This is a genomic window from Allomuricauda sp. d1 (assembly GCF_039592695.1).
GTDB lineage: Bacteria > Bacteroidota > Bacteroidia > Flavobacteriales > Flavobacteriaceae > Flagellimonas_A.
In genome coordinates this window covers 55,365-80,593 of record NZ_JBBUTK010000004.1, presented here as the reverse complement: position 1 = coordinate 80,593, position 25,229 = coordinate 55,365, and the positions used below count along the sequence as shown (strand labels likewise).

The window sequence follows — 25,229 nt, the reverse complement described above, 5'->3', positions numbered from 1 at the left end:
GAAGCTGTATCCATTGAAATTCGACCCCATCATGAAAGACCGATTGTGGGGCGGTGAAAAACTCAAAGAACTTTTTGATAAGCCCAGCAAAACTGATACCACTGGTGAAAGTTGGGAACTATCAGCGGTGAAAGGCAATGTTTCAGTGGTTTCTGACGGTTCTTTAAAGGGGAAGACTTTACAAAAATTGATTGACAAGCACCCGGTTGAATTGTTGGGCAAAAGCGTTTATGAACGTTTCGGGAAGGAGTTTCCCATACTTATCAAATTCATTGATGCCAAAAAAGATTTGTCCATTCAGTTGCATCCCAATGACAAAATGGCCAAAGAACGTCACGATTCCTTTGGAAAAACCGAGATGTGGTACATCATGGATGCAGACCCGGGAGCAGAGTTGATTGTTGGGTTCAACCAAAACGTCGATAGGTCAACCTACCAGAAAAGTTTAGAGAACGACACCTTGCTTGAGCTTCTCAATTATGAAAAGGTAGCAGAGGGGGACACCTTTTTTATCAATACTGGAAAAATACACGCCATTGGTGCTGGAGTGTTGTTGGCGGAAATCCAGCAGACCTCAGACATAACCTACCGAGTTTTTGACTTTAACCGAAAGGATAAAAACGGAAACCTACGTGAACTTCATACTGAACTTGCCCTTGATGCGATAGACTATGAGAAAAAAGATGATTTCAAGGTCGCATACACAAAAGTTGAAGATACCGTGAACAACATGGTGAGTTGCCTTTATTTTAAGACCGACGTATTGCCCTTGACAAACGATTTTGAACTTGATATTTCAGATAGGGACAGTTTCACGGTATTGATGTGCGTCGAAGGCGCGTCAACTGTATCGAACGAGAATGGCACAGCATCGTTCAAAAAAGGAGAAACCATACTCTTATCGGCATCAAGTAAGAACATGCGCATATTGACCAATGGGTGCAAAATTTTGCAGGTGACCATTTAACCTTACATTTGAAAAAAAATACCACTATGTCAAGCATACGTGATTTAAAGAAGGATATCAACTATGTTCTGGGCGATATCATTGAGGCCGTTTATATTTCTGAGGCGGTTTCCAACAAAAAGGGCTCTGAAGAAGGTTCAGTGATTATAGACGAGGCAATCGATGTTTTTGATGATTTGATGAACAAGGTCAATCAAAAAGAAATCGAAAACAAAAAAGCACATTTTAAGACCATTCGAAAAGAATTGGAGGAAAAGGCCAACAAGTTGATTGAAAAAGTGAACAAACTTGACTAAAGGTTACTTTTTCAATGTTTTGACATAGTCGTCAAGTGCCTTGCCATATTTTGAATTCGCCACCCTCTCAGATAATGAATTGTTTATAGAATCCAAATACTTCGGATTGGCATCTGCAACTTCGGTCAACGCCAAATACGGTGTAACATACGAATCAGGGTTGCTCAGCGCAAAATTGAGCACATATTTGTATTTACGGATAAAATTGAGCCCATTCAATCGCCCGATAGAGTCAGCTGCGATAGAATCTTTTTGTACCTCGGGAAGCAACTGTAGTTGGGCCAGCTCCAATTCTTTCGTATTGAATTTTGATAGCATGTCTTTACAATTTTCAAATTGTTGATGTAGTGCTGACCCCATGATTTCTGCATCACCATCAAATCGATTCCATGATGTATTTACTGCGACTTCCCCTGGTTCACCAAAAAAAGTAATTCGGTCATTGATATCGTTGTTGTCTGCTTTTTGTAGATACAGATAGAAGATTTCAGGACTTTCAATTTCGTATTCGAAAGCGAAGTTGCCGTCACCCTTGATTTCGAGCGAATCGATATTGAACAACGCAGAATCTCGCACTTTTTGAAAGAACAGTGTCCCTTTTTTGAGCCCTTCGACATTGCCCGAAACCACCATGAGATTTTCAGATGATTTCTTACAAGAAACTATTAAAAACAAAAAGAAGCACAGGTAGATAACTCTAATCATGGTTTTGTGTTGAAACCAGCAAATATCATAAAAGTGCAAGTCAACTACAAAACGCTGAGAAAAATAACTTCAATTTTATTTGGAAGCAGTTTGATTATCGACTAACCTGAAGGATTTTACGATTTTGTCGAAAGTTTCTCGGTACTTATCTTTTCTGTCTTTCAATGTCCATGCCATGAGCATGTAGACTTTTTCATCACCCTCAATAAAGGCCAAACAATAATTGATGGGATAAATAACCCCCTCAATTTTGCCATCGAAATACGTCATTTCTGAATCTAGACCATTGATTTCAAGCGATTTTTCTTCCAAAAAATCATACGCTGTTAAACTTTCTTGAAAGTATTGAAGCTGAATGTTTTTATAGTTTTTTACTACGGAAATTGACTCATCGTATTCACCGAGGTCTTTGAAAACAGAAACAAAATCATCGGTGTATTCGTCGATGACCACAAAATAGGTCTCTTTAAAAACATTTTGGTACTGAAGCGAGGCCTCATCATTCAGGCCCGTGGCCTCTTTCATGTATTTTGGCAGTTTTACCTCATATTCTTCATTGGTGACCACGGCAATAAAGTCATCATCTGTAAGCTTGTCTTTTTTGACGTTGTTGCTGAAATCAATGCAAGAGACAGAACATAAAACAAGGGAGAGAACAGCAAAAAAGGATTTTGTTTTCATCGAACTTGGGTTGGTTCAGTTATATGAACGGTATAGATTTCTGTTTATTTCAAGCTTTTGGGTTATTGAATGGTGGAGGCCACCTCCATCAACAAAGCACAGATGTAGGCTCCTGCAGTGCCCACCACATATCCAAAAACAGCCAACAAGATGCCCACGGAAGTCAATGAGGGGTGAAATTCTGCCGCTACCACAGGTGCCGAAGCGGCACCACCAACATTGGCCTGACTGCCCACGGCCAAGAAAAAGTAGGGGGCTTTTATGATTTTAGCCACTAAAATCAACAATCCAGCGTGGATGGCGATCCAAATGAATCCGACCGCCAATAATCCAGGATTGTCAAAAATCTTGCTTAAATCCATTTTCATTCCGATGGTCGCCACCAAAATATAAATGAACATGCCACCAATCTTACTGGCACCCGCACCTTCATAATTTTTAGCTTTGGTAAAAGAAAGCCCGACGCCAACAAGCGTTGCAACGACTACCATCCACAGGAATTTTGAGCCTAAAGATGACAAGGCTTTTTCTTTGTTCCGTATTACTTCGAAATTATCCTTTAGAAATTCAGAGAAGTGGTATCCGAAAAAATGGGCGATGCTGACCCCCAAAAAGGCAAAGAACAGGAGCATAATCAAATCTTTTAAGGTGGTAATTCTTGAGATTCGCTCTGTATATTCCGTCACTTTTTGTTTCAAGGCTTCAATGGACGAATTGTCAGCCTTCAACCAAGTATCGATTTTGTTGCTCCGCCCAATTCCCAATAAAAGTACGGCCATCCAAACATTGGCCATCACCACATCGACCAAGACCATATTTCCAAAATTCTCAGGATTGTATTTAAAGACTTCCAACATCGCCGCTTGGTTGGCACCCCCACCGATCCAACTGCCTGCAATAGTTGCCAATCCGCGCCATACGGCATCAAAATCTGCTCCGCCTACTGTATCGGGTGAGAAAATGGATACAATCAAAATAGCAATGGGACCACCAATAATGATACCTGCCGTACCGGTTAAAAACATGATCAATGCTTTTGAACCCAAATTCGCAATGGCCTTCAAATCAATACTCAAGGTCATTAGAATCAAAGCCGCTGGCAGAAGATAACGACTTGCTACGTAATACAAATTAGAACTTTCTTCATCTACCAAACCCGTACTGGTAAATACCGATGGCAATAAATAGCACATCAATACCGTGGGGACTATGGAATAGAATTTTTTCCAAAACCCGGTTTTTAGGGAAGAAGTGTAGAAAACGAAACCTAAGCAAAGGGCGAGTAGGCCAAAGATGACCGTATCATCGGTCAGTGGAAGTTGGTTCATTTTTTATGAGTTCAGAGTTCAGAGTTCAGAGTTCAGAGTTCAGAGTTCAGAGTTCAAGGTTTGTAATGGTTTACTGTCTCAAATTAAGAAACTTTTTGTTTTTGAAATTTGGTTCCGATGGCTACTGGAATTTTGAATTTTTTCAAATATTCAACCAATACGTCAACTTTAAATTGATAGATCGGCTACGGGGCATGAAGGTATTGACAAAATAATTGTCATTGTACACCAAAAACAAATCGGACAAGGGGGCAAAACGCCATTGCAATCTGGAATTGACGCCTAAATTGTCCCTTTGATTGCTGTATTGTACCAAAGTTGACCAAAAGACCGACTTACTGAAGGTAATGGTGGCCCTTGGGCTTACCAGCCAAATATCCGTGGTTGAAAAGGGCTCTGGAAGCTCTATATGATCATACTGCACATTTAGGCCTAATTCTACTTTAGGTTGAAATCGCATGTTCATCTGACCTTCAACCGACCAGCGTTCTCCGTTAAAGAATTCGCCATAGCTGGGTTGAATGCCAAAGGAAAAGAGTTTGCGTTGATCGGACTGGAACTCCAGCTCCACTCCATTGAAATGATACCCTGTATTGGCAGGAAGGGGAACTGCCCCATCTTTTCCAGTGGGTTCAAACTCATCGGTCAAGAAAACAAAACGTTTTTGAAAACGGGCTTGAAGGCTTTCCAAGGTTTTGAATTCTGCGGTTCCTTCCAAGTTGAAGTCGTAATCGGAATAGAGAAAATCGAGATTTTGACGCCAAGTGACCACATTGAACAGTTGCAGTTGATAGCGATTGACTTTCCCTTTTTTCGGCCAATACCTTCCTTCAAGAATATTCGCGACTTTGAAAATATCCTTTCTTCTGATAAACCCTAAATCAGAATTGAATTCCTCATCAATTGACACGACGTCAACAATGGCCGAAAAGTTCCGGGTGTTTTTGCCAAGGTTGAATCCAAGAGAGTAATTGCCTTCTGAATCGTTTGGTTGGAATGATTTATGGGCGTAGAACTTCCCCGTCCAGCTGTTATCCGCTGAGGCCAAAATATAATCGAGTCCCACAACACGGTTGTATTCTTCATCTTCAGGTAGAAAATCGGATGCGCCAATGGCCTGCCGATTGATAAAGAAAAACCCTAAATTGGAACGTGAGAACATTTTTTGCTGCAAAGCGAGCATCATGTTATTGTTAGAGGGGATTTCGTTGGCGGCATCCTCCTCCGTCTGAATATTGAGGAAGCCCAAGCGGAGATTACGATTTAACTTCCCGCTGAGCCGAAGCCCCCCAATGATGCGGTTTTCAATGGTATTGTCTGCGGTATCCCTTGCAATGCCTATTCTTCTTGAGAAAAACGGATTAGCATCACGCCCCCCGCCGAAGTTTCCAAATAGGTCATTATTGTCGACAAAAAATTGGCGTCGTTCTGGAAGCGCCACCTCAAATCGGGTAAGGTTGGTAATAAAATTATCCACCTCTACCGTGGAGAAATCTGGATTAACGGTCAAATCCAAATTCAAACTATTGCCAACGGAAACCTTGGCATCGGCTCCCACTTTGAAATTGCTGAGGTCTTGGTCCGATTCATAATCACGGGCGGCAATTCCGTTGATATAGGGAATAAGGGCCAAGGGAGTTCTCGATTTTCCCAATCCCTTTTCAAAAACCATATCGCCCATAAAGGCCAAACTAAAAATGGGCTGGTTCTGGGGAATGGCTACCCAAGTGGTTCGCTCATTGGTCTGCATGTCTAATCGATAGCTATTGAACCGAAACTTGACCTCACCTTCCTTGAATTTTAAGGAAGTGAGAGGGATGGCCATTTCGGCGGTAAAATAATCATCGTATATTTTTGCATCGCCACGCCATTTTACATCCCACGAAGTGGTAAAATCACGCCCATCAAGACCGCCATTGGCAATAAGCCCTTCACGGCGTACCCCAAAAGGGTTGATACCGAACAAAAAAGCGGTATTGCCGTCATTGAACGTATCAAATACGAGAGTAATCTGGTCAATTCCAGGCCCCCGAAAGTCACGTTGTAAGGAACGTGTATTGTAATTGGGGCCATCCGCTTCTGCCCTGATGCCAATAAAAAGGGTCTTGTCATTGTAAAGCATCTTGATTTCGGTCGGTTTTATGGCCATGACCGAATCCGATGGAAAATATTGATGATAGTTTTTTGCACTGTCTGCTGTATCCCAAATGGATTCATCGAGTATTCCATCGGGTATAATAGTCTCATTGATGTACTTGACCGTAAAAGACTTTGAACTATTTTGTGAATGGGCAAAGAAAAAAAGGAACAATAAGGGTATGGCAACGTAAAACTTGGCCATGGTTTGGTTTTAAGTTAGCGGTCGCTAATTTAAAACGTTGTGGTGTTAAAAAAATGCAAAGAAGTTAATCTTATTCCAACACCACATAAAAATAGCTAAATGTTCAACCAGTAGGTCAGTTTTAAGTTAATGGACCGATTTCGGGGCATAAAATTGTTAACGAAATAATTGTCGTTGTAAACAATGAACAGATCCGAAAGTGGTGCAAAGCGCCATTGCAGCCTAGAGTTGATGCCCAAATTATCACTTTGGTTGCCGTACTGAACCAAGGTGGTCCAAAAAACGGATTTGTTGAAGGTGATTTCTACCCTTGGGCTTACCAGCCATATATCTGCGCTGGGGAAGGGCTCAGGTAAATCAATCCCGTTATATCTTAGATTCAAGGAAAGCAAAACCTTTGGCTGTAGACGTAGGGCGGCATCACCCTCAAAAGTACTTCGGGTTCCGTTGTAGAATTCCCCATAACCCACCTCCATGGCGTATGAGAATACTTTTCTCCTATCGGATTCAAACCCAATCTCCCCAGATAGGTAATGATACCCAAGATTTCCAGGCAACTCAATGGCTCCATCGGTACTTGTTGGGTCAAAGGGGTCGACCAAAAAGGTATATCTATCAAACACCCGAACACCTATTTCTTCCTGTCCTTGAAATTGTGCATCCCAAGAATAGAAAATGGTGTAGTCGGTGTTTTGATAGTCCAAAGTGGGTCTAAAAATGGCATTAGGGCTAAAACGAAAGCCGTGCCGAATCAACTTGCTCTTTTCAGGCCAGAAATTGTATTCTGCATAAGGTCTTAAGGCAATGATATCTTTTCTTCGGATAAAGCCCAGGTCCGAGCGATAATCGTTACCGACATAGCTGCTTCTGAACCCGAGGTTGAGATTTTTGGTCAGGTATTCTAAGTTTGCCCCTGCCGCATCGTCAGCATTCCCAATTTGCGAGGCAAAGGACTTGTGGTAAAAAAACTTGCCTACCCAAGTATTGTCAGCAGAGGCCAAGTTATAATCCATTCCAACCACGCGGTTGTATCGGTCTGTTGGGTCAAGAAACTCATAATCACCAAAGGTTTGCCTATTGATGAACAGAAAACTGAGGTTCGATCTTGAGAACATCTTTTTTTGGAGGGCGACGACCGTATTGTTGTTGCTGGGTATTTCATTTTCCTCATCTGCTTCAGTCTGTATGTTCAACACTCCCAAACGCCAATCTTCATTGAGCTTTCCACTCAAGCGAAAGCCCGCTATTATTGGATTTTCAATCGTTTCACCATCGGCGTTTTCGGCAATTCCGATTCTTCTGGAAAAGAACGGATTGGCATCACGTTCATTGCCAAAGGTGCCAAATAGATCCACGTTGTCAATGAAAAACTGTCTTCGTTCTGGTAATGCGATTGCAAATCGTGTCGTATTGATGATAAGATTGTCGACTTCAACATTGGAAAAATCTGGATTGACCGTAATGTCCAGATTCATTCCGTTACCAATGGCAACTTTGGCATCCCCTCCAACTTTTACCGTATTTTCAGAAGTATTGTTTTCAAAATCGCGGAGCGAAATACCATTGACATAAGGCACAAGTGTAAAAGGGGTTCGTGATTTCCCCAAGGGTTTTTCAAAGACCATGTCGCCCATGAAGGCCAGATTGAAGATAAATTGGTTTTGGGGTATTTGCATCCAGGTACTGCTTTCATTGGATTGTACATCAAATCGGTAGCTGTTGAACCGCCATTTGGTCTCCCCTTGTTTGAATTTAAAGGAAGTGAGGGGAATTGCCCACTCCGATACATAATATTTGTCATACATTTTGGTTTCGCCGCGCCACTTTACATCCCATGAAGTGGTAAAACCACTGAGGGTCGTTCCGCCATTGGAAACCAATGCTTCACGCCTCACCCCATAGGGATTTGTACCAAATAAGAAGGCGTTTGTTCCGTCATTGAAGGTATCAAACATTAGGGTGATATTATCACTGCCACCGGCCCTAAAATCACGTTGAAGGGAAGGAACGACAAAGTCATTTCCGGCGGCATAAACGGTAATTCCCACATATAAAGTGGTTTCATCGTAAAGCATTTTAATATCGCTCTGTTGCTTAGCAAGAACGGAATCAGTAGGAAAGTATTGATGAAATTCGCTGGCGCTTTCTGCCCTTTGCCAAACACTTTCATCTAGTGTTCCATCTAGAGTGATAGGTTCATCAATGTACTTGACAACAAAGGATTTCTGTTGTGTTTGGGCATTTGAACAAAAAATGGAAAAAAGTAAGGGAAGAAGAAATACAGCGTAATTTCTTTTCATTGGCATGTTTGGATTAGTCGCCTTAAAGATACCTCGTTCGTTCGTTAAAAAAATCCCAAATCATGTTTCATTGCCATCCTTCTTCTTATTAGGTGCGCGTTTGGCATCTTTCAAACTTTTCATGAGCATCCATTCTATTTGGCCATTGGTACTGCGAAACTCATCGGCAGCCCATTTTTCAATGGCCTTTAGCATGTCTTCATTGACCCTGAGTGCAAAAGCTTTCTTTTTAGCCATTAAGAATGTTATCGGTTTTTATCCCTTTCAAAAATGATTCGGGCCGGATTTTCAGCTACTTCTTTTAGCATCCAACCTTGGTTTTGCGTATTTGTTTAAGGTGTCTTCCAACCGTTGGCTGTTCTGGCTAAGGCCCATTTTCCAACTGACTACTTTATACTCTTTCATATCAATGGTTCAAGGTTCCGGTATTGACGATGGGCGCGGCATCTTTATCGGAGCAGAGCACGACCATGAGGTTGCTTACCATGGCAGCCTTGCGCTCTTCATCCAAATCCACAATATCTTTTTCATTGAGTTCGGCCAAGGCCATTTCGACCATGCTTACGGCACCCTCCACAATTTTGTGCCGGGCCGCTACAATGGCAGTCGCTTGCTGTCTCTTGAGCATGGCACTGGCAATCTCGTTGGCATAGGCAAGGTAGCCGATTCGGGCTTCCAGCACCTCAATGCCCGCCATGGCCAAACGTTCCTGTACTTCTTTCTCCAAATTATCACTTACTTCATTCACACTGGAACGCAGGGTTATGTCCTCTTCCAAATCTTCATCAGCAAAATTATCATAAGGGTACATGCTGGCCAGTTTTCTGACTGCAGCATCCGTTTGTACACGAACGAAATTTTTATAATCATCCACATCAAAAGCAGCCTTGTAGGTATCTGTGACCCGCCAGACCAAAATGGTGCTGATCATCACCGGGTTGCCCAGTTTGTCATTCACTTTCAATCGTTCGCTATCAAAATTACTCGCCCGTAGCGAAATTTTCTTTTTTGAGTACAACGGATTCACCCAAAACAAGCCATTTTTTTTGATGGTGCCCACGTACTTACCGAACAGCAGCAATACACGAGAACTGTTCGGATTGACTAGCACCAGGCCAAACGCAAGAACAAAACCCAGAAAAACGGCAATACCGTACCATGGGGAGCCTGTGTTCAAAACCATGGCGATACCGCCAAAAAATAGGATGATAAAAATAAAGAGCATGAAATACCCATTGATGGGACTTATGGTTTTTTCTTCGGACATGGCAGCAAAATTTAAATTGATATTAAAATGATATCATAAATATATCAAATAATTTTCAATTCCTGTCATCCCCCACGAAATTTCCGTTTTTTCTTTTTATTGGGATTGGTAAACAGGCGTTTAAAAAAGCCATCACGTTTTGTGGGTTCGCAGTCCAATCTTTCCATAATGGATTCTGGTATAGGTGTAAACCTGGCCTTGGTGATGTCATCAAACTGCTTTTCACGGTTCATTTTTTGGTACAGTTTCGCAAAAACCGGCAGTGCGGCATTGGCACCTTGGCCCAATGCCGTTGAGGTAAAACCAATTTCGTGATTATCGTGGCCCACCCAGGTCACATTGACATAGTTGGGTGTAATGGCTGCGAACCAAGCATCTTTGTTTTTTTGTGTGGTGCCCGTTTTGCCCGCCATATCGTTTTTGAGTCCGTATGTGGAACGAATCCTGGCCGCTGTTCCTGAGTTGATGGTGGCTTTCATCATTTCGAGTATCAACATTCGGGTATCTTCGCCCATCGCTGGCGGAACTTCTTTTTTGTCTTTATGTTCATATAAAACTGAATCGGTTTCACTCGTGACCATTTGCACCAAATAGGGCTTGACAGGCCTGCCTTGGTTCACAAAGCTCGCGTAGGCACCCGCCATTTCAGTAATCTTGATTTCACCTGTACCCAAAGCTATGGAGGGCTCGTTAGGCAATGTTTTCTCGATGCCCATCTTTTGGGCCTGTTCCAAAACTTGCTCCATTCCAGTTTTTTCCAAAATCTTGACGGTAACGGTATTGATCGATTCGCTCAATGCCTTTTCCATTGAGTAGTTCATGTAGGCTTCATCATCTTCATCACCAGCATTGCCAGGCGACCAGCCTTTAAGGTTTTCATATTCCACCTCACGTGTGGAGAAATAATCACAGGGTTCAATGCCGCTTTCGAGCGCAGCGGTATATACAATGGGTTTGAAGGTAGAGCCCACTTGTCGCTCGCTTTGTGAGATATGGTCGTATTTGAAGTAATCAAAGTTGATGCCGCCGATCCAACTTTTGACGGCTCCAGAGTGTGGGTCGATGCCCAAAGAGCCCACATTCAAAAACTTCATAAAATGATTAAGACTGTCCAATACGCTGGCCTGAACCTCTTGCTCTCCATCATAAAAGGGTAGTTTCATCAGTTTTTGGGTGCCCAGACTGTCCCAAATCTGTTTTTCCGATAATCCCGCCTCTTTTAGTTTTTGGTAGTCGTGCAACTGTTTGGCGGCTTTTCTAACCGTGGGGCTGTCGCTGCGCCAAGGGGCGTTTTTGCCATAGCCTTTTTCGAAATCAGCCTGCAGTTTGGCCATGTGCTGCAACATCGCCTCTTCAGCCAATTGCTGCATACGGTAATCAAGGGTAGTGTAGATTTTAAGTCCGGCAGTATAGATGTTCACCCCAGAATCTTTTGCCCAATCGAGCAGTTGTTTTCTGACGGCTTCCCGAAAATAGGGGGCAAGGCCATGGCTGTAATCGTAATCACGATAATCCAACTTTAAGGGAAGCTGCTGTAGACTGTCTTTTTCTTCCTCAGCAACAAAATCATTCCGAACCATATTGGCCAGTACCAAATTTCGTCGCTTTAGACTGTTTTCTGGAAAAACACGGGGATTGTATCCATAAGTGGCTTTGAGCATGCCAACAAGCACCGCAGCTTCTTCAATCTTCAGGGCTTCCGTGGGCTTGTTGAAGAATTTTCGTGAGGCGGATTCAATTCCGAAGGTATTGTCACCGAACGAAACTGTGTTGAGGTAAAGGTGCAAAATGTCTTTTTTAGAATAGATTCTTTCTAGCCGACGGGCAATAATCATCTCTTGCACCTTGTTCACCGCGATGTTCGACGATTTTCGGTCTTTTCTGGGATACAGGTTTTTGGCAAGCTGTTGGGTCAATGTACTTCCGCCGCCTGAGGAAGCATCACCCAAAAGCAAACTTTTAAATCCGACCCGAACAAGACTCTTTACATCTGTGCCGTTGTGGTCGTAAAAGCGCTCATCTTCAATAGCCAAAAGGGCATCGAGCAAATGTTGCGGAAATTGTTCATACGCAATGGGTTGGCGGTCGTTCAGAAAGTATTTTCCAATCAACACGCTATCTGCAGAATATACTTCAGAAGCCCTCTGATGTTGAATATCGGATAGTTCTTCAGTATTGGGTAGTTTACCCCAAATCCCACTATACACCAAGCCTATAAAAATCAGCACAGCTGCCATGGGCACCAGTAGTGCCAAAGCCGCGATTTTATAACGGTTAACGATTTTTTTCTTTGGGGTTGCCTTCTTTTTTGCCACGGTGCAAGATTGCAATTATTGGCCAAAAATAGCTCAAGGCTTAACATTTTGGTAACGGCAATGGCCTTATTTTTACGCCAAATCCCATGGCATGGTAAAATGGATATGTTTGTTCTTGTTATGTGGCCAAATAGTGGTTGCCAATGAAGTGGTCTGGTCAAAAACGGGGCACCGTGCCATTGGCGCCATTGCCCAAAAGCATTTGACCCGAAAAGCTGAAAAGGCCATTGCTGAACTTTTGGATGGCCATAATCTGGCCTTTGTGGCCAATTTTGCCGACGAAATCAAAGCTGACAGAAGCTTTGCCGAGTTCAGTCCGTGGCATTATGTGAACTATCCTTCCGACAAAAAATACACTGATGTGGAACCCAGCCCCCAAGGCGACGTGGTGATAGGCATCCAAAAATGTGTTGAGATCATTCAGAACGAAAACAGCCCCCGTGCCGACAAGGTTTTTTACCTAAAAATGCTGGTACACTTGGTTGGCGACCTACACCAGCCCATGCACGTAGGCCGACTGGAAGATAGGGGCGGCAACGACCTTCAGGTGCGCTGGTTCGACGAAGGCACGAACCTGCACCGATTGTGGGACAAGAATTTGATTGATTCCTATGGAATGTCGTACTCAGAGCTTGCCGAAACGATGCCCAAACTCTCGAAAAAGGAAATCAAGCATATTCAAGAAGGTACTGTTTATAAATGGGTCGAAGAATCACAAGATTTGGCCACAGAACTCTACGCATCGGTCGAAGTCGGTGAAAAACTGGGCTATCAATACAGCTATAATTACAATCCGATGCTGCTGCAACAGCTGCATGTTGGGGGATTGCGATTGGCAAAGGTGTTGAACGACCTTTTTGACTAAATCAACGTTTTGAAATCTTATTCCCCGAAATATGTTTTTGGCGTGAACTTTTAAAAGTGTCCACATCCTCAGAACGTAGTTTGGCATGTTTGGTCTTTCTACCCTGAACCCGTTCGCGCCACATTCTGAAGCTACCAGGTTTCATCTCTCGCCGCATGATTTCGATGGTCTCTTGTTCTGAAATGCCAAATTGAAAGGTAATGGCCTCAAAAGGGGTACGGTCTTCCCAGGCCATCTCGACGATTCTGTCGAGCTCGCGTTCGGTGAAGTTTTGTTCCATGTCAGCATAAAATTAGGGAATAGATTTAAGAATAACGGGTTTGTGCTCGGTGTCGGATGCTTGATGCCGGTTGATGGAGTAATCAAGGGAACTATTTTGATTTTGAATTTGACACTTGTGTTTGAACTTAATTGATTACCCGAAATGTCAAATTGATTCGAGGCCCAACGGGTTTTTCGGTTTTTGGTATTTGGTGTTGCCAGTAGTGTTGGGTCGTCCCCTGCATCAACAAAAGGCTGCCATGCTGCAACAACAATTTTTGCTTTAGGCCTTTGTTTCTTTTATACCGAAGGTGAAAAAAACGTTCGTGCCCCAAAGAAACGGAAGCGATTACCGGATTTTGCCCAAGTTCTTTTTCGTCATCGGCATGCCAACCGTTACTGTCCCTTCCGTCACGGTACAGGTTCAATAGGCAAGTGGTGAAGTTGGCGTCGCAGATATTTTCAATGTTCGATTTGATTTCCAACAGCGCTGGGGTAAATTCATGAGGCCGCATGGTGATGTTAGAGTAGGAGTAGGGCTTCCCGTTGTTTCCGAATAAAGCCGTCAATCGCGGTTGGGCGTAGGTCTTTCCAAAAACGGTGATATCATCCTGCTGCCAAGGAATGTTCCTGCGGAATTCCCCAAAATAAAAATCCGCTTTTTCTTTGGGGATGAAATTGGGATAGTAACCAATATCCGCATCCGGCAATTGTAGTGTTGTTTTTTCTGGAAACAGCATCAAGATTGCAACACCGTTTTCAATTGGTTGCGGTATTCTGAGGGATTTTGCCCCGTAAAGGCCTTGAACGATTTGTTGAAGTGCGAAAAGTTGTTGAATCCACTTGCAAAACAGACCTCGGTAATGCTCATTTTTTGTTCAGCCAACAGTTTGGAAGCATGCACCAAACGATATTCATTCACAAATTGTGTGAAGGTCTTATTGGTAATTTTTTTGAAGTACCTACAAAAAGAAGGTACCGTCATGCTGGCCAGGTCGGCCATCTCATCCAAACCGATTTCCTCTTTAAAATGTGTTTTGACGTGATTGAAAATAACATTGATGCGGTCATTGTCTTTCACTTCGGTCTTCATTGAAAAGCCCTCGGCATTCAGCACGGTGAACTCTTCTGAGCCGCCCAACTCGTTCAAAATGTTCAGAATGGAGAGCAATCGTTGAAAATCACTCTGGTATTCCAAGACTTCCATTTTTTCGCCTACTTTTTTCTTGGTCTTGCCATGAAAGGCGATACCGCTTTTGGCCACTTCAAACAAATCTTGGATTTTTTTCATTTCGGGGATGTTGAAAAAGTCATTCCCCAGAAAATCCGTCTTCATTTGGATTACCGTCTCACTTTTATTGCCGGTGAGTTTATCGGTAAATCCACAGTGTGGCAGGTTGGAGCCAATGAGGATTAAGTCCCCATTTCTGAAATACGAAACATGGCTGCCGATCTGTCTCTTGCCAGAACCACCGTTCACATAGACCAATTCTATTTCAGGATGAAAATGCCATCCCAAATTGGTGTTCTCACGATTCTCATCAAATTTTTGATACGAATACGAGTGCCCAAAGGTCGGTTCTATGGCTTCAAATGCAGGTTTTGTATTCATGCTCATTCAGTCGCAATTCTTACGTAAAATTACACCAGTGAAAATTCTTACATCTATGCAAAATTAACCAAAAAATATGCTGAATTACCATTAACGATTTTCTAACATGCATATTTGGTTAATAAAGCACAGAAACCGGAAAATTCTGTGGTAGTAGTACAGAACAATGCGAGGTATGTTTGCAGTGTAATTTTTTAATCACATAAAACAAAAAGTTATGAAAAAAGCAATGAAGATTTCAACAGTAATGGCCATATTATCAGTTTCACTAGCAAGTTTTGCAAACGGACCGGCCGACAAGAAAGGAAACAATTCAGATGAAGTGGTCAAAAACATCATCGATGTTGATGTAGATCCTACCTTCATGAAAAAAGGAGACAAGCTTTACATGAACTTGTTGAACCTTGACCAAGAAAAGGTCACTGTAAAAGTGTATGACAGTAATGGTCGCATCGTGTACAAAGAAACCTTTGAGAACAGTTTGATCATTGAAAAGGCGTTCAATTTCGAAAAAGCCTACAAAGACTATTACACTGTGGTGGTCATCGATGACAACAAAAAGTTCACCGAAAAAGTGGAAGTAAAGTAAGTTTAGTTAATTTGATAGGTGGCCCCGGTCCTGATAGCTATCGGGATCGGGGTTTTTTAATGCAATAATTTTTTCAGTTGTTCCCGTTTTTCTTTTCTGATGCTGTCATTTTCTAACGCCAATCTAAGTATTGATGCATCTTTTTTTCTGCTGTTGACCAACTCGTTGTATTGCTGTACTGTCAATGGGGATACTGATTTTTCATGTAGCTTCAGTTTATCCCCCTCTTTTACATGGCCTTCCTCTAGAATGCGCACATAAGTGCCCGAATGGCCAAAATCAATGAACTCTTTGAGTATTTTTTGGGTGCCGAAGCGAATGCCCAATTTGTAACAGGGCTGTCGGGGTTCGGTTACCTGTACGTTGGCCGTACCGACTTTAAAGATGTCTCCAACGCACAATTGATTCTCATCAAGACCCTCAACGGTCAGATTTTCACCGAACATGCCCCAATTCCAGTCCAGTTTGGGGTATTTTTCTTTCCAATACCCATAATAATCCGCGCCAAAAAGATAGCATGCTTTGAATTCGCCGCCATGGTGTTTTCTGTCGATGACGGCATCGTGTTTCACATCTTCTTTTTGTAAAAAAATGGATTTCTTAACGGGATATTTGAAAATACCCGTCTGTATCTCCCTTCCACGCCAAGGCACAGTGGTGGGCTTGCCAATGTTGGTAGAAATGACCTTCATGCCTTAAAAATAAATAAACCGCTGTTGAAAACAGCAGTTTATTTGGTCAATATATTGCAGTATTGGGTCTATTCTTCTTTATCCAGCTTTTTGGTCATCGTAAAACCAGTGAACAGGCCAACACCTGCAAGTAAGAAAATAGTGCCTGGGTAAGCGACTTCATCATCTACGCCCAAATTCTCCAAAAATGAAGCGATGAATATGCCCACCCCAATACCGATCAATAGCAAAGCAAGATTTAGAAGAAGTATTTTCCAGATTGGTGCTGCGGTTCTTCTTCCCTTCACAAAAATGCTGGCATCTGCTCCTTTTTCGATCAATGCCAACCTTTCTTTATTGCGTGTTGAAAAGTAGAGGTAAGCAATTGCGAAAAGTACGCCAAACATAATCGGTACAATAATAACTTCAGATCCCATAATTGTTCGTTTTATTTGATTATTATCTTGTTTTCTAGATATGACGACATTTTTAGAAGCTAGGTTACATTTCGGGGAATTGTGTAACCAAAAAACACTTTTTACCGTCAAACCTATAAATGACAACCAACGACGAAGCAAAGCTGATCAGTCAAATTGTTAACGGAGACACCCATGCATTCACCAAAGTGGTTGATGCACACAAAAATCTGGTGTTTTCATTGGCACTTAGGATGCTCAAAAATCAAGAGGAAGCCGAAGAAGTGAGCCAAGACACCTTCGTGAAAGTGTATAAATCATTGAAGAAGTTCAAGGGGGATTCAAAATTTTCAACATGGATTTATAGAATAACCTATAACACTTGCTTGGATAGACTGAAAAAGAGCAAGAAAAGATTTTTAGAGCAAGAATTGGTAGAAGTTCAACAACATCAAATAGCTACCTTGCACAATGCATTGGATGGTATGCTTTTGAAAGAACGCGAAGAAATCATTAAATCTTGTTTAAGATACCTACCAGAAGAGGATGCAGGCTTGTTGACTTTGTTCTATTTTGAAGATAAAAATCTAAAGGAGCTGGAAAAAATCATTGACTTATCGGCCAACACTATCAAAGTAAGACTGCATAGGGCAAGAAAAAAATTCGCAACGGTTTTGGTTAATCATATCGAACCTGAAATATTGAGAAATTATGGATAAGAATACAGAAGACTCACTTGAAAAACTGTTCGATACGGCATTTAAAGATATAAACTTAGAGAGCCCATCACCAGATTTTACCGAAAAGGTGATGCATCAAATTAAGGCTGAAAAAAGGGTATTGAACATTGAATATAGGCCCATCATTTCAAAATCGATATTGGTTGGCTTATTCGTACTCTTGGTCTTCATTATTGCTTTCTTCTCTACCAAGGCAGATCTGACTTCGTCAGGATGGTTGGACATGCCAGTTGCGATGGACTGGACAAATAAAATCTCATTTCCTGAGTTTAGTATCCCGGTTTCAAATACGATGTTATATGGAATAGTCGCTTTTGGATTTATGCTCTTCATTCAAATCACACTACTGAAAGGCTATTTAGACAAACGATTGGCTTAGAGACTGTTTTTAAATATATCAATTGTTTTCTTATGTCCCTTTTTGCGCACAACTTCGTTAAAATTTTCAGCCATAGCCCAGCTATGCCTCCAAATTTTGCCTCGTTCTGCATCAAAAAAAGCCTATAATAAATTTCAATCACATATTTCAAAACAGTCTCTAGAATTGAAGATACCAATAGGCCCAATACATCAACCCAAATTGCAGCGGAATACGTAAAATCAGAATCCATTTTGGAATGCCAGCGGATGCCTTTTCACCCGATAACATATAAAAATGCACCATAAGAAAAATGGCGAGCATCACTATGATGCCATAGATGGATAAATCCTTTGTCATCGGAAAGCATAGACCGATTCCCAATAAAATTTCCACAGCACCACTGAGATGGACCAACTGTTTGTGGTTGGGCAGATAGTTGGGCATGATTCGCATATAGGCTTTGGGTTTGACAAAATGCATGATTCCTGCAACGATGTACATTCCGGCCATGAGGTATAGGTGCCAAGGGTAGCTCACAAGGCTAAAATAAAAATAAAAACCGTCTGGTTTTCAGATTATGACCAGACGGTTTTCTATTTTCTTATATGAAATCAGTACCAATTTATTTTATCATCTCATAGCTACGGGTGATAAAGTTGGTGAGTTCTTCACCTTTGAGCAATCCTTTTGACAGCCGTGCCAAATCGAGCGATTGATTGATTAATCGTTCACGCTTCTTGGCAGTTTTGGTGTTTAAGATATCACTGACCAATTCGTGGTTGGTGTTCACAACAAGATTGAACATATCGGGCATGTTGCCCATACCGAACATACCGCCGCCCCCGGTCTGTTGCATGTCTTTCATACGGCGCATAAACTCGGGTTCGGTGATGATAAAGGGTTGTGCTGAGCTGTCCATCGCCTCCAATTGAACTGTATATTGGCTTTTCTCGCCAATCACCTTTTCAACCTCGCCTTTCAGTTTTTCCTTTTCCTCATCAGAAAGTTTAGAGATGGTCGTATCCTCTTTTTTGATGAGGTTGTCAATGTGGTCAGCATCCACACGGGCAAAGGAAATTTTCTCTTTGGCGGTCTCTAATTTCTGCATCAAATGCGGAACAATGGGCGAATCCATCAACAACACTGTGTAATTTTTGGCTTTTGCAGCTTCAATGTAGCTGTGTTGCGCTTCTTTATCCGAAGCATACAGAATCACTATTTTGTCATCCTTGTCGGTCTGGCTGTCCTTGATTTTGGTCTCCAGTTCTTCAAAGGTCAAATACTCGCCATCTACTGTTGGATACAACGCAAACTTTTCAGCTTTTTCGAAGAATTTGTCCTCAGAAAGCATTCCGTATTCAATGACGACCTTGATGTCGTTCCATTTTTTCTCAAAATCCTCACGGTTGTTCTTAAACAGTGAGTTCAATTTGTCAGCTACCTTTTTGGTGATGTAAGAGGATATTTTCTTTACCGCTCCATCAGCCTGCAGGTACGAACGGGAAACATTCAGGGGAATGTCGGGCGAATCGATGACACCCCGTAGCATGGTCAAAAATTCAGGCACGATGCCCTCAACGTTGTCGGTGACAAACACTTGGTTTTGATAGAGTTGAATTCGGTCTTTCTGAATGTTGAGGTCGTTGGTCAACTTCGGAAAGTAGAGAATACCGGTCAAGTTGAACGGATAGTCAACATTCAGATGGATATTGAAGAGTGGCTCTTCAAACTGCATCGGGTAAAGCTCTCGGTAGAAATTCTTGTAATCTTCCTCTTCCAAATCGGTTGGCTTCTTTGTCCAAGCCGGATTCGGATTGTTGATGATGTCATCAACTTCTTTGGTCGGTGCCGGATCATCTTCTTTGGCATCTTCTGGTTTTGGAAGTGTCTCGGTTCTGGTTCCAAATTTAATCGGAATGGGCATGAACTTGTTGTACTTCTTGAGCAGCTCACGAATTTTTGATCCTTCCAGGAACTCTTTTTCATCATCGGCGATGTGCAGAATGATTTCTGTGCCCCTTTCTTCCTTTTTGGCTTTTTTCAGTGAGAATTCAGGCGAACCATCACAAATCCAATGCACGGCAGGTTCATCTTTATAACTTTTGGTGATGATTTCCACCTTATCGGCCACCATAAAAGCTGAGTAAAAACCAAGGCCAAAATGGCCAATGATTCCGGCATCTTTGCCAGCATCCTTGTATTTGTCCAAAAACTCCTCGGCACCCGAAAAGGCCACCTCGTTAATGTACTTTTTGACCTCTTCTTCGGTCATACCGATACCTTGGTCAATGATGCGGATTTCTTTCTTCTTTTTATCCACCTTGACCTCGATAATGGGATTTCCATACTCGACCTTCGCTTCACCGATGGAGGTCAAATGTTTCAATTTCAAGGTCGCATCGGTGGCATTTGAAATCAGCTCACGAAGAAAGATTTCGTGATCGCTGTACAAGAACTTTTTGATTAACGGAAAGATGTTATCGACTGATACGTTGATTTTTCCTGTTGCCATATATTTTGCTCTTTTTGTCATTCCCGCTCTCGATAGCTATCGGGAGGCGGAAATCTTAAACGTTACACTTTAATATTTTCAAAAACCAATAAGTCAAAAAAAGTACCATTCTTAAAAAAGTGACAAACTGACACCATGAACATCATCCATTGGGACATTAAAATTTAACAAAATATTGTTTAATTTTTTGAAAAAAAGATTAAACAATATTGTATTTTTGATTGTTGTAGAATGTTGCTATGAGAAAGATTTTCTACAACAGTTTGTTTATTTATTGGTTAGGTTGTTGAGAACGTGCCTTTGCCAGAAGGCACGTTTTCTTTTTAAAGATTATCAAGCCTTTAACAGCAATTTCAACAGCCTTAAACTAATTTTGAAAAAAGTTCATTATGGCCACAAAAACAAAGAAAACTCCTATTACAGACGATAAGATTATTTCCATTTACATGGATTATGTTCTTGAACACGAAACAAGGCCAAAATCCATTTATAAATTTTGTAAGGCCAACAACATAAAAGAAGAAGAGTTCTACCGGTTCTTTGGCTCTTTTGAAACATTGCGCCAAGCTATCTGGAACAAGTTTTACGACAATACCATTACGGCACTCAACAAAAATGAAGAGTATGCGACGTACGGCAACAAAGAGAAAATGCTGTCGTTCTTTTTCTCATTTTTTGAATTGCTGACCTTGAATCGCAGCTATGTGCTGTTCACCTTGAGAGAACACAAGAACCAGTTCGAAAATTTGGGCCAGTTAAAAGGGCTCAGAAAAAAAGTCAAAGACTTTGCTGCTGAATTGGTCGAAGAGACGAATGAAGAGAAAACGCTGCGAATCACAAAACAGAGTCCGGCCATATTTTCCGAAGGTGCTTGGGTGCAATTTTTGTTTTTGCTCCGTTTTTGGATGAATGACGCTTCGCCCGGATTTGAAAAGACCGATTTGGCCATTGAAAAGTCGGTCACTACTATTTTCGATGTCTTTGATAACACTCCGCTGGACAGTCTCGTAGACTTTGGCAAATTTCTTTACAAAGAAACTTTCGCCTAGCCGATGAAGACGTTAGACAGAATTCCCACCGGAAAAATCGAACGCGCTGGTAAACTGGTTAAGACCGGTGTGAAAATAGGGGGCAACTATGTCAAATATTACAGCAAAAAACTGGTCAACCCCGAATTGAACAAAGACGAGCTCAATGAGGATAATGCCAGCGATATCTATGACGGACTCAAAAGCTTGAAGGGTAGTGCCTTGAAAGTAGCCCAAATGTTGAGCATGGAGAAGAATTTGCTGCCCCGCGCCTATGTGGAAAAGTTTTCGCTTTCGCAGTTTTCCGTTCCCCCGCTTTCTGCACCTTTGGTTCGAAAGACCTTTAAAAAGTACCAAGGCAAGTATCCTGAAGAACTATTCGATTCATTTGAGCGCGACTCGGTAAATGCCGCAAGTATTGGGCAAGTGCACAAAGCCAAAAAGGAGGGTAAAGAATTGGCAGTGAAAATACAATATCCAGGTGTGGCGCAGAGTATCAGCAGCGATTTGGCGCTGGTAAAGCCCATTGCCATCCGCATGTTCAATTTACAGGGCAAAGATTCAGATAAGTACTTTAAGGAAGTTGAAGGTAAATTGATTGAAGAAACAAACTATCTTCTCGAATTACAGCAAAGCAAAGAAATCACCGAAGCCTGTGAAGTGATTCCGAATATCAAATTCCCAAAATATTATCCTGAGCTTTCCAGCGAACGTATCATTACGATGGATTGGATGAAAGGTCAACATCTGAGTGAATTCACCCAAACCAATTTTTTACAAGAGACCGGAAACGAATTGGGTCAAGCCCTCTGGAATTTTTACATGTACCAAATCCACGGACTTCGAAAAGTGCATGCCGACCCACACCCCGGCAACTTCTTGGTGAACAAACATGAAGAGTTGATTGCCATTGATTTTGGATGCATCAAAGAAATTCCCGATGAATTCTATGTGCCCTATTTTGAATTGGCCAAAAAGGAGAACATCAACAATGACGAGGTTTTTACGCAAAAACTCTATGAGCTTGAAATATTGACTCCGACCGATTCTGAGCAGGAACTTCAATTCTTTTTTGAGCTCTTTAAAGAGATGCTGACACTGTTCACCTCACCCTTCAATGAAGACACCTTTGATTTTGGTGACGACACTTTTTGGGCCAAAATCGCTGATTTGAGCGAACGGTATTCCAACGACCAGCAAATCAGAAAAATGAACGGTAGTCGGGGCTCCAAGCATTTCTTGTATATGAACAGAACCTTTTTTGGGCTGTACAATTTGCTACACGACCTAAAAGCCAAGATTATCGTGAACGACTTCCAACAATACTTAGTGGCGGATTGACACCTAATCTTTTCTCATTGGTTCTTCAAGTTCGAGCTGTGAGTCGTCTTCTTTTTGCTTCACAAACTTTTCCAACCACTGGTCCTGCTCCCAAAGCAGGTGTAGAATGCTTTCTTTGGCACGATACCCATGGCTCTCTTTGGGCAACATCACCAATCTGACCGTAGCCCCCAATCCTTTCAAGGCATTGAAATAGCGTTCACTCTGCATGGGGTAGGTGCCTGAATTGTTGTCAGCTTCCCCATGTACCAAAAGCAATGGTGTGTTCATTTTATCGGCATGCATAAACGGCGACATGGTATAATAGACTTCTGGAGCCTCCCAATAATTTCGTTCTTCGCTTTGAAAGCCAAATGGTGTCAAGGTTCGGTTGTAGGCCCCACTTCGGGCAATTCCCGCTGCAAACAAGTCAGAGTGCGAGAGCAGGTTGGCCACCATAAATGCCCCATAACTGTGGCCTCCGACGGCAACCCTGTCCCTATCGATATATCCCATGGCATCGACCGCATCTATGGCCGCTTTGGCGTTGGCCACTAATTGGCTTCTAAACGTGTCATTGGGCTGTTCGTCGCCCTCACCAATAATCGGAAAGGCCGCATCGTCAAGAACCACATAACCTTTGGTGACCCAAAAAATAGGCGACCCCCAATGTGGATAGGTAAACTCGTTGGGGTTTTGGGTGTTTTGTGAAGCACTGTTCTTATCCTTGTATTCCCTCGGATATGCCCATAAAATCATGGGCTTTTTCTCTTTTTTGGCCTTGTCATAACCAATGGGCAAGTATAGGGTTCCACTGAGTTCGAGCCCATCATCCCTTTTATAGGTAATCACTTCTTTATGAACGTCTTGCAGACTTTTGAATGGGTTTTCAAAATCAGTGAGTTGAACCGGGCCTTTTCTCTTTATCAGGCTCTTGTGATAATAGTTGGGGTACTCACTGGGCGATTCAATACGTACCAGAAGCTTATCCTCTTGAACATCATAATTCAAGAGGTTTTCTTTCTTGCCCTCAATTTTAGAGGTGTACAAACGTGTTTTTTCAAGCGAGGCCAAATCCATTTTATCCACAAACGGAAACTGGCCATCCTCCGTAAATCCATCCCCCAATAAGTAGGCATTGTTGCCATCCAATGCCAAAACCTCGACGCCGTAGTTGTTTCTTTTGGTCACAAAATCTCCGGGGTCGCTGTAGACATCTTGATAATTTCTGTCTGCTATGATTTTTGGTTGTTCTGATGCATCTGAGGGATCAAAAAGATAGCTTTTGGTATTTCGATCATTCCACCAATAATCATGGGCAATTGCAGTTTCGTCATTGCCCCATTCAATTCGGTAGTACCTGTTCTTCAATTTCAACAAACTTTTGGCTTTATCGCTGAAAGGGGCATCCAACTGAAATACCTCGTCTCGATACTCGGTCTCTTTTTCGGGGTCGCCCTCATCCAAAGCTTCGGCATACACAATGGAAGCTGGTTTATCGTTTCGCCATGAAACCTCTCGTATGCCCATGCGTACCGCCATAAACCCTTTGGGGAGGTCTTCAATAAGGGGCACTTCCAAAAGTGATGAAACCAAATCTCCCTGACTGTTATAGATGGTCGTTGTAGCTGGAAATCGGTAATAGGGAACCAGATACGAGAATGGCTTCTTGACATTGGTCACCAGTACGTAATTGCCATCTGGCGAAAAACTGATGGTACTGTACATAGCGGCATCCAACCATTTTGATTTTGACCCGTCAAGATTGACCTTGTACAATTCTGATTGTGCCAATTGTTCAAAATTGAATTCGTCATTGGGATTTTTCAATAGATCTTGATATGTTCGATTCTGCGCTTTTTTACCATTGTTGGTCGAGATGGTCGGCCCAACCGGAACGGCTTCGGCAACATCAATCAATTCTTTTCGGTCATTGGGAAGCATTTTCACCAAAATGGATTGGCCATCTTTGAACCAATTGATGACATCTCGCATATTGGCATTGACATTAGCATCGGTCAATTTGCTCAATTGTGCTTGGGCCAAATCCAATACCCAGACTTCAACACCCTCTGCTGTGGTGTTGGTGACCGCAATCTTCGATTGGTCCGGAGACCAGCTAAAATTTGCAAGTCTAGGGTTTTCGGGCATATTGTTGACCTGCATGGCTTCACCATCGCCAACTTTTTTCAATTTGATGTTGTTGTAGTAATTGGTGCGGCTGCCTATGTTCGTTTTTGGATTGATGCGAAGGCCTGCCAATCGAAGTTCTGTCTCGGAGAGTTCTTCAATGCTTTTATAATAATCGCGATAGAGAAAGACCATGTATTTTCCGTCGTCGGTCATCAAAACGGAAGGTGCCAAAGGCGCATCGACCAAATCTAAAATTTCTTTTGAAGGTTTTTGGTAGGATAGGTTTTCTTGTGAAAACCCTGTAATCATAAGGAGCAGAAAGAGAATCAAGGGTATTTTTTTCATGATATTCGGTTTTTTAGTGAATTCGACTATCGAAGCACATAAAAATACATGATCGCATTGAAAAAATAGTGCCAATTGTCACATTGTTCATGAAGTCTAGTGACATATCGAATTTTCAATTATTTGCTAGCGCTACCAATATAATTTTTTACTTTTCCATTTGATTACAGCGATTT

The 25,229-nt window shown here is 42.1% G+C and carries 24 protein-coding genes; 8 read left to right on the top strand and 16 right to left on the bottom strand.

The genetic code is table 11. From position 1 onward, the window contains the following. Positions 1–4 precede the first annotated feature (4 nt). On the top strand, positions 5–967 hold the full coding sequence (locus AAAH86_RS14895; RefSeq protein ID WP_343488475.1) for a type I phosphomannose isomerase catalytic subunit: 963 nt from the start codon (positions 5–7) through the stop codon (positions 965–967). 26 nt (positions 968–993) lie between these two features. After that, complete coding sequence (locus tag AAAH86_RS14890) at positions 994–1,263, top strand: hypothetical protein (protein WP_343488467.1); 270 nt, start codon at positions 994–996, stop codon at positions 1,261–1,263. A 3-nt stretch (positions 1,264–1,266) separates the two neighbouring features. On the opposite strand, the gene AAAH86_RS14885 is transcribed toward AAAH86_RS14890, so the two are convergent. From AAAH86_RS14885 to AAAH86_RS14850, 8 genes are all read right to left on the bottom strand, one after another. Continuing rightward, the gene (locus AAAH86_RS14885) at positions 1,267–1,968 is read right to left on the bottom strand and encodes a DUF4369 domain-containing protein (protein ID WP_343488466.1); all 702 of its coding nucleotides are present in this window, start codon (positions 1,966–1,968) and stop codon (positions 1,267–1,269) included. A gap of 75 nt (positions 1,969–2,043) precedes the next feature. Then, a complete protein-coding gene (locus AAAH86_RS14880; RefSeq protein WP_343488465.1) occupies positions 2,044–2,649 on the bottom strand; it encodes a hypothetical protein in 606 nt (201 codons plus the stop codon). Positions 2,650–2,711: 62 nt separating this feature from the next. Continuing rightward, positions 2,712–3,977 (bottom strand): DUF819 family protein, encoded by a 1,266-nt coding sequence (locus tag AAAH86_RS14875; protein WP_343488464.1) that lies wholly within the window; start codon positions 3,975–3,977, stop codon positions 2,712–2,714. Positions 3,978–4,119: 142 nt separating this feature from the next. Next, positions 4,120–6,318: a DUF5916 domain-containing protein gene (locus AAAH86_RS14870; protein WP_343488463.1), complete on the bottom strand. Its 2,199-nt coding sequence runs from the start codon at positions 6,316–6,318 to the stop codon at positions 4,120–4,122. Positions 6,319–6,413: 95 nt separating this feature from the next. Next, entirely contained in the window at positions 6,414–8,618 is a 2,205-nt protein-coding gene (locus AAAH86_RS14865) for a DUF5916 domain-containing protein (protein WP_343488462.1), read from the bottom strand. A gap of 60 nt (positions 8,619–8,678) precedes the next feature. Then, entirely contained in the window at positions 8,679–8,855 is a 177-nt protein-coding gene (locus AAAH86_RS14860) for an Arc family DNA binding domain-containing protein (RefSeq protein WP_343488460.1), read from the bottom strand. Between the two features lie 169 nt (positions 8,856–9,024). Beyond that, on the bottom strand, positions 9,025–9,885 hold the full coding sequence (locus AAAH86_RS14855; protein WP_343488459.1) for an SPFH domain-containing protein: 861 nt from the start codon (positions 9,883–9,885) through the stop codon (positions 9,025–9,027). A 65-nt stretch (positions 9,886–9,950) separates the two neighbouring features. Further along, positions 9,951–12,200: a transglycosylase domain-containing protein gene (locus AAAH86_RS14850; RefSeq protein WP_343488458.1), complete on the bottom strand. Its 2,250-nt coding sequence runs from the start codon at positions 12,198–12,200 to the stop codon at positions 9,951–9,953. 91 nt (positions 12,201–12,291) lie between these two features. On the opposite strand from AAAH86_RS14850, the gene AAAH86_RS14845 reads away from it, so the two are divergent. Further along, on the top strand, positions 12,292–13,065 hold the full coding sequence (locus AAAH86_RS14845; RefSeq protein ID WP_343488457.1) for a S1/P1 nuclease: 774 nt from the start codon (positions 12,292–12,294) through the stop codon (positions 13,063–13,065). A gap of 1 nt (position 13,066) precedes the next feature. Here AAAH86_RS14845 and AAAH86_RS14840 read toward each other — a convergent pair whose 3' ends face one another. The 3 genes from AAAH86_RS14840 to AAAH86_RS14830 all read right to left on the bottom strand — a co-directional run bounded on the left by AAAH86_RS14840 (position 13,067) and on the right by AAAH86_RS14830 (position 14,944). Continuing rightward, positions 13,067–13,345 (bottom strand): TIGR03643 family protein, encoded by a 279-nt coding sequence (locus AAAH86_RS14840; protein WP_343488456.1) that lies wholly within the window; start codon positions 13,343–13,345, stop codon positions 13,067–13,069. Positions 13,346–13,472: 127 nt separating this feature from the next. After that, a complete protein-coding gene (locus tag AAAH86_RS14835; protein ID WP_343488455.1) occupies positions 13,473–14,066 on the bottom strand; it encodes an alpha-ketoglutarate-dependent dioxygenase AlkB in 594 nt (197 codons plus the stop codon). Continuing rightward, the gene (locus AAAH86_RS14830; RefSeq protein WP_343488453.1) at positions 14,066–14,944 is read right to left on the bottom strand and encodes an AraC family transcriptional regulator; all 879 of its coding nucleotides are present in this window, start codon (positions 14,942–14,944) and stop codon (positions 14,066–14,068) included. The genes AAAH86_RS14835 and AAAH86_RS14830 overlap by 1 nt, the downstream gene beginning before the upstream one ends. 211 nt (positions 14,945–15,155) lie before the next feature. On the opposite strand from AAAH86_RS14830, the gene AAAH86_RS14825 reads away from it, so the two are divergent. Next, complete coding sequence (locus AAAH86_RS14825; protein ID WP_343488451.1) at positions 15,156–15,527, top strand: hypothetical protein; 372 nt, start codon at positions 15,156–15,158, stop codon at positions 15,525–15,527. A 56-nt stretch (positions 15,528–15,583) separates the two neighbouring features. Here AAAH86_RS14825 and AAAH86_RS14820 read toward each other — a convergent pair whose 3' ends face one another. Both AAAH86_RS14820 and AAAH86_RS14815 read right to left on the bottom strand, forming a co-directional pair. Further along, a complete protein-coding gene (locus AAAH86_RS14820) occupies positions 15,584–16,219 on the bottom strand; it encodes an MOSC domain-containing protein (RefSeq protein WP_343488450.1) in 636 nt (211 codons plus the stop codon). 68 nt (positions 16,220–16,287) lie between these two features. Continuing rightward, positions 16,288–16,635 (bottom strand): DUF6249 domain-containing protein, encoded by a 348-nt coding sequence (locus AAAH86_RS14815; protein ID WP_343488449.1) that lies wholly within the window; start codon positions 16,633–16,635, stop codon positions 16,288–16,290. A gap of 119 nt (positions 16,636–16,754) precedes the next feature. Between AAAH86_RS14815 and AAAH86_RS14810 the strand changes: the two genes are divergently transcribed. Next, positions 16,755–17,333 (top strand): sigma-70 family RNA polymerase sigma factor, encoded by a 579-nt coding sequence (locus tag AAAH86_RS14810; RefSeq protein WP_343488447.1) that lies wholly within the window; start codon positions 16,755–16,757, stop codon positions 17,331–17,333. Further along, complete coding sequence (locus AAAH86_RS14805) at positions 17,326–17,733, top strand: hypothetical protein (RefSeq protein WP_343488446.1); 408 nt, start codon at positions 17,326–17,328, stop codon at positions 17,731–17,733. Before AAAH86_RS14810 ends, AAAH86_RS14805 begins: the two co-directional genes overlap by 8 nt. 159 nt (positions 17,734–17,892) lie before the next feature. Here AAAH86_RS14805 and AAAH86_RS14800 read toward each other — a convergent pair whose 3' ends face one another. Together AAAH86_RS14800 and htpG are read right to left on the bottom strand one after the other, a co-directional pair. Next, a complete protein-coding gene (locus AAAH86_RS14800) occupies positions 17,893–18,252 on the bottom strand; it encodes a MauE/DoxX family redox-associated membrane protein (protein ID WP_343488445.1) in 360 nt (119 codons plus the stop codon). Positions 18,253–18,337: 85 nt separating this feature from the next. Continuing rightward, a complete protein-coding gene (gene htpG / locus AAAH86_RS14795) occupies positions 18,338–20,227 on the bottom strand; it encodes a molecular chaperone HtpG (protein WP_343488444.1) in 1,890 nt (629 codons plus the stop codon). 389 nt (positions 20,228–20,616) lie between these two features. Here htpG and AAAH86_RS14790 point away from each other — a divergent pair, with 389 nt between their 5' ends. Both AAAH86_RS14790 and AAAH86_RS14785 read left to right on the top strand, forming a co-directional pair. Continuing rightward, the gene (locus AAAH86_RS14790; RefSeq protein WP_343488443.1) at positions 20,617–21,276 is read left to right on the top strand and encodes a TetR family transcriptional regulator C-terminal domain-containing protein; all 660 of its coding nucleotides are present in this window, start codon (positions 20,617–20,619) and stop codon (positions 21,274–21,276) included. Positions 21,277–21,279: 3 nt separating this feature from the next. Next, complete coding sequence (locus AAAH86_RS14785) at positions 21,280–22,596, top strand: AarF/UbiB family protein (RefSeq protein WP_343488441.1); 1,317 nt, start codon at positions 21,280–21,282, stop codon at positions 22,594–22,596. Positions 22,597–22,599: 3 nt separating this feature from the next. On the opposite strand, the gene AAAH86_RS14780 is transcribed toward AAAH86_RS14785, so the two are convergent. Then, a complete protein-coding gene (locus AAAH86_RS14780) occupies positions 22,600–25,053 on the bottom strand; it encodes a prolyl oligopeptidase family serine peptidase (RefSeq protein ID WP_343488440.1) in 2,454 nt (817 codons plus the stop codon). Positions 25,054–25,229: the final 176 nt, after the last annotated feature.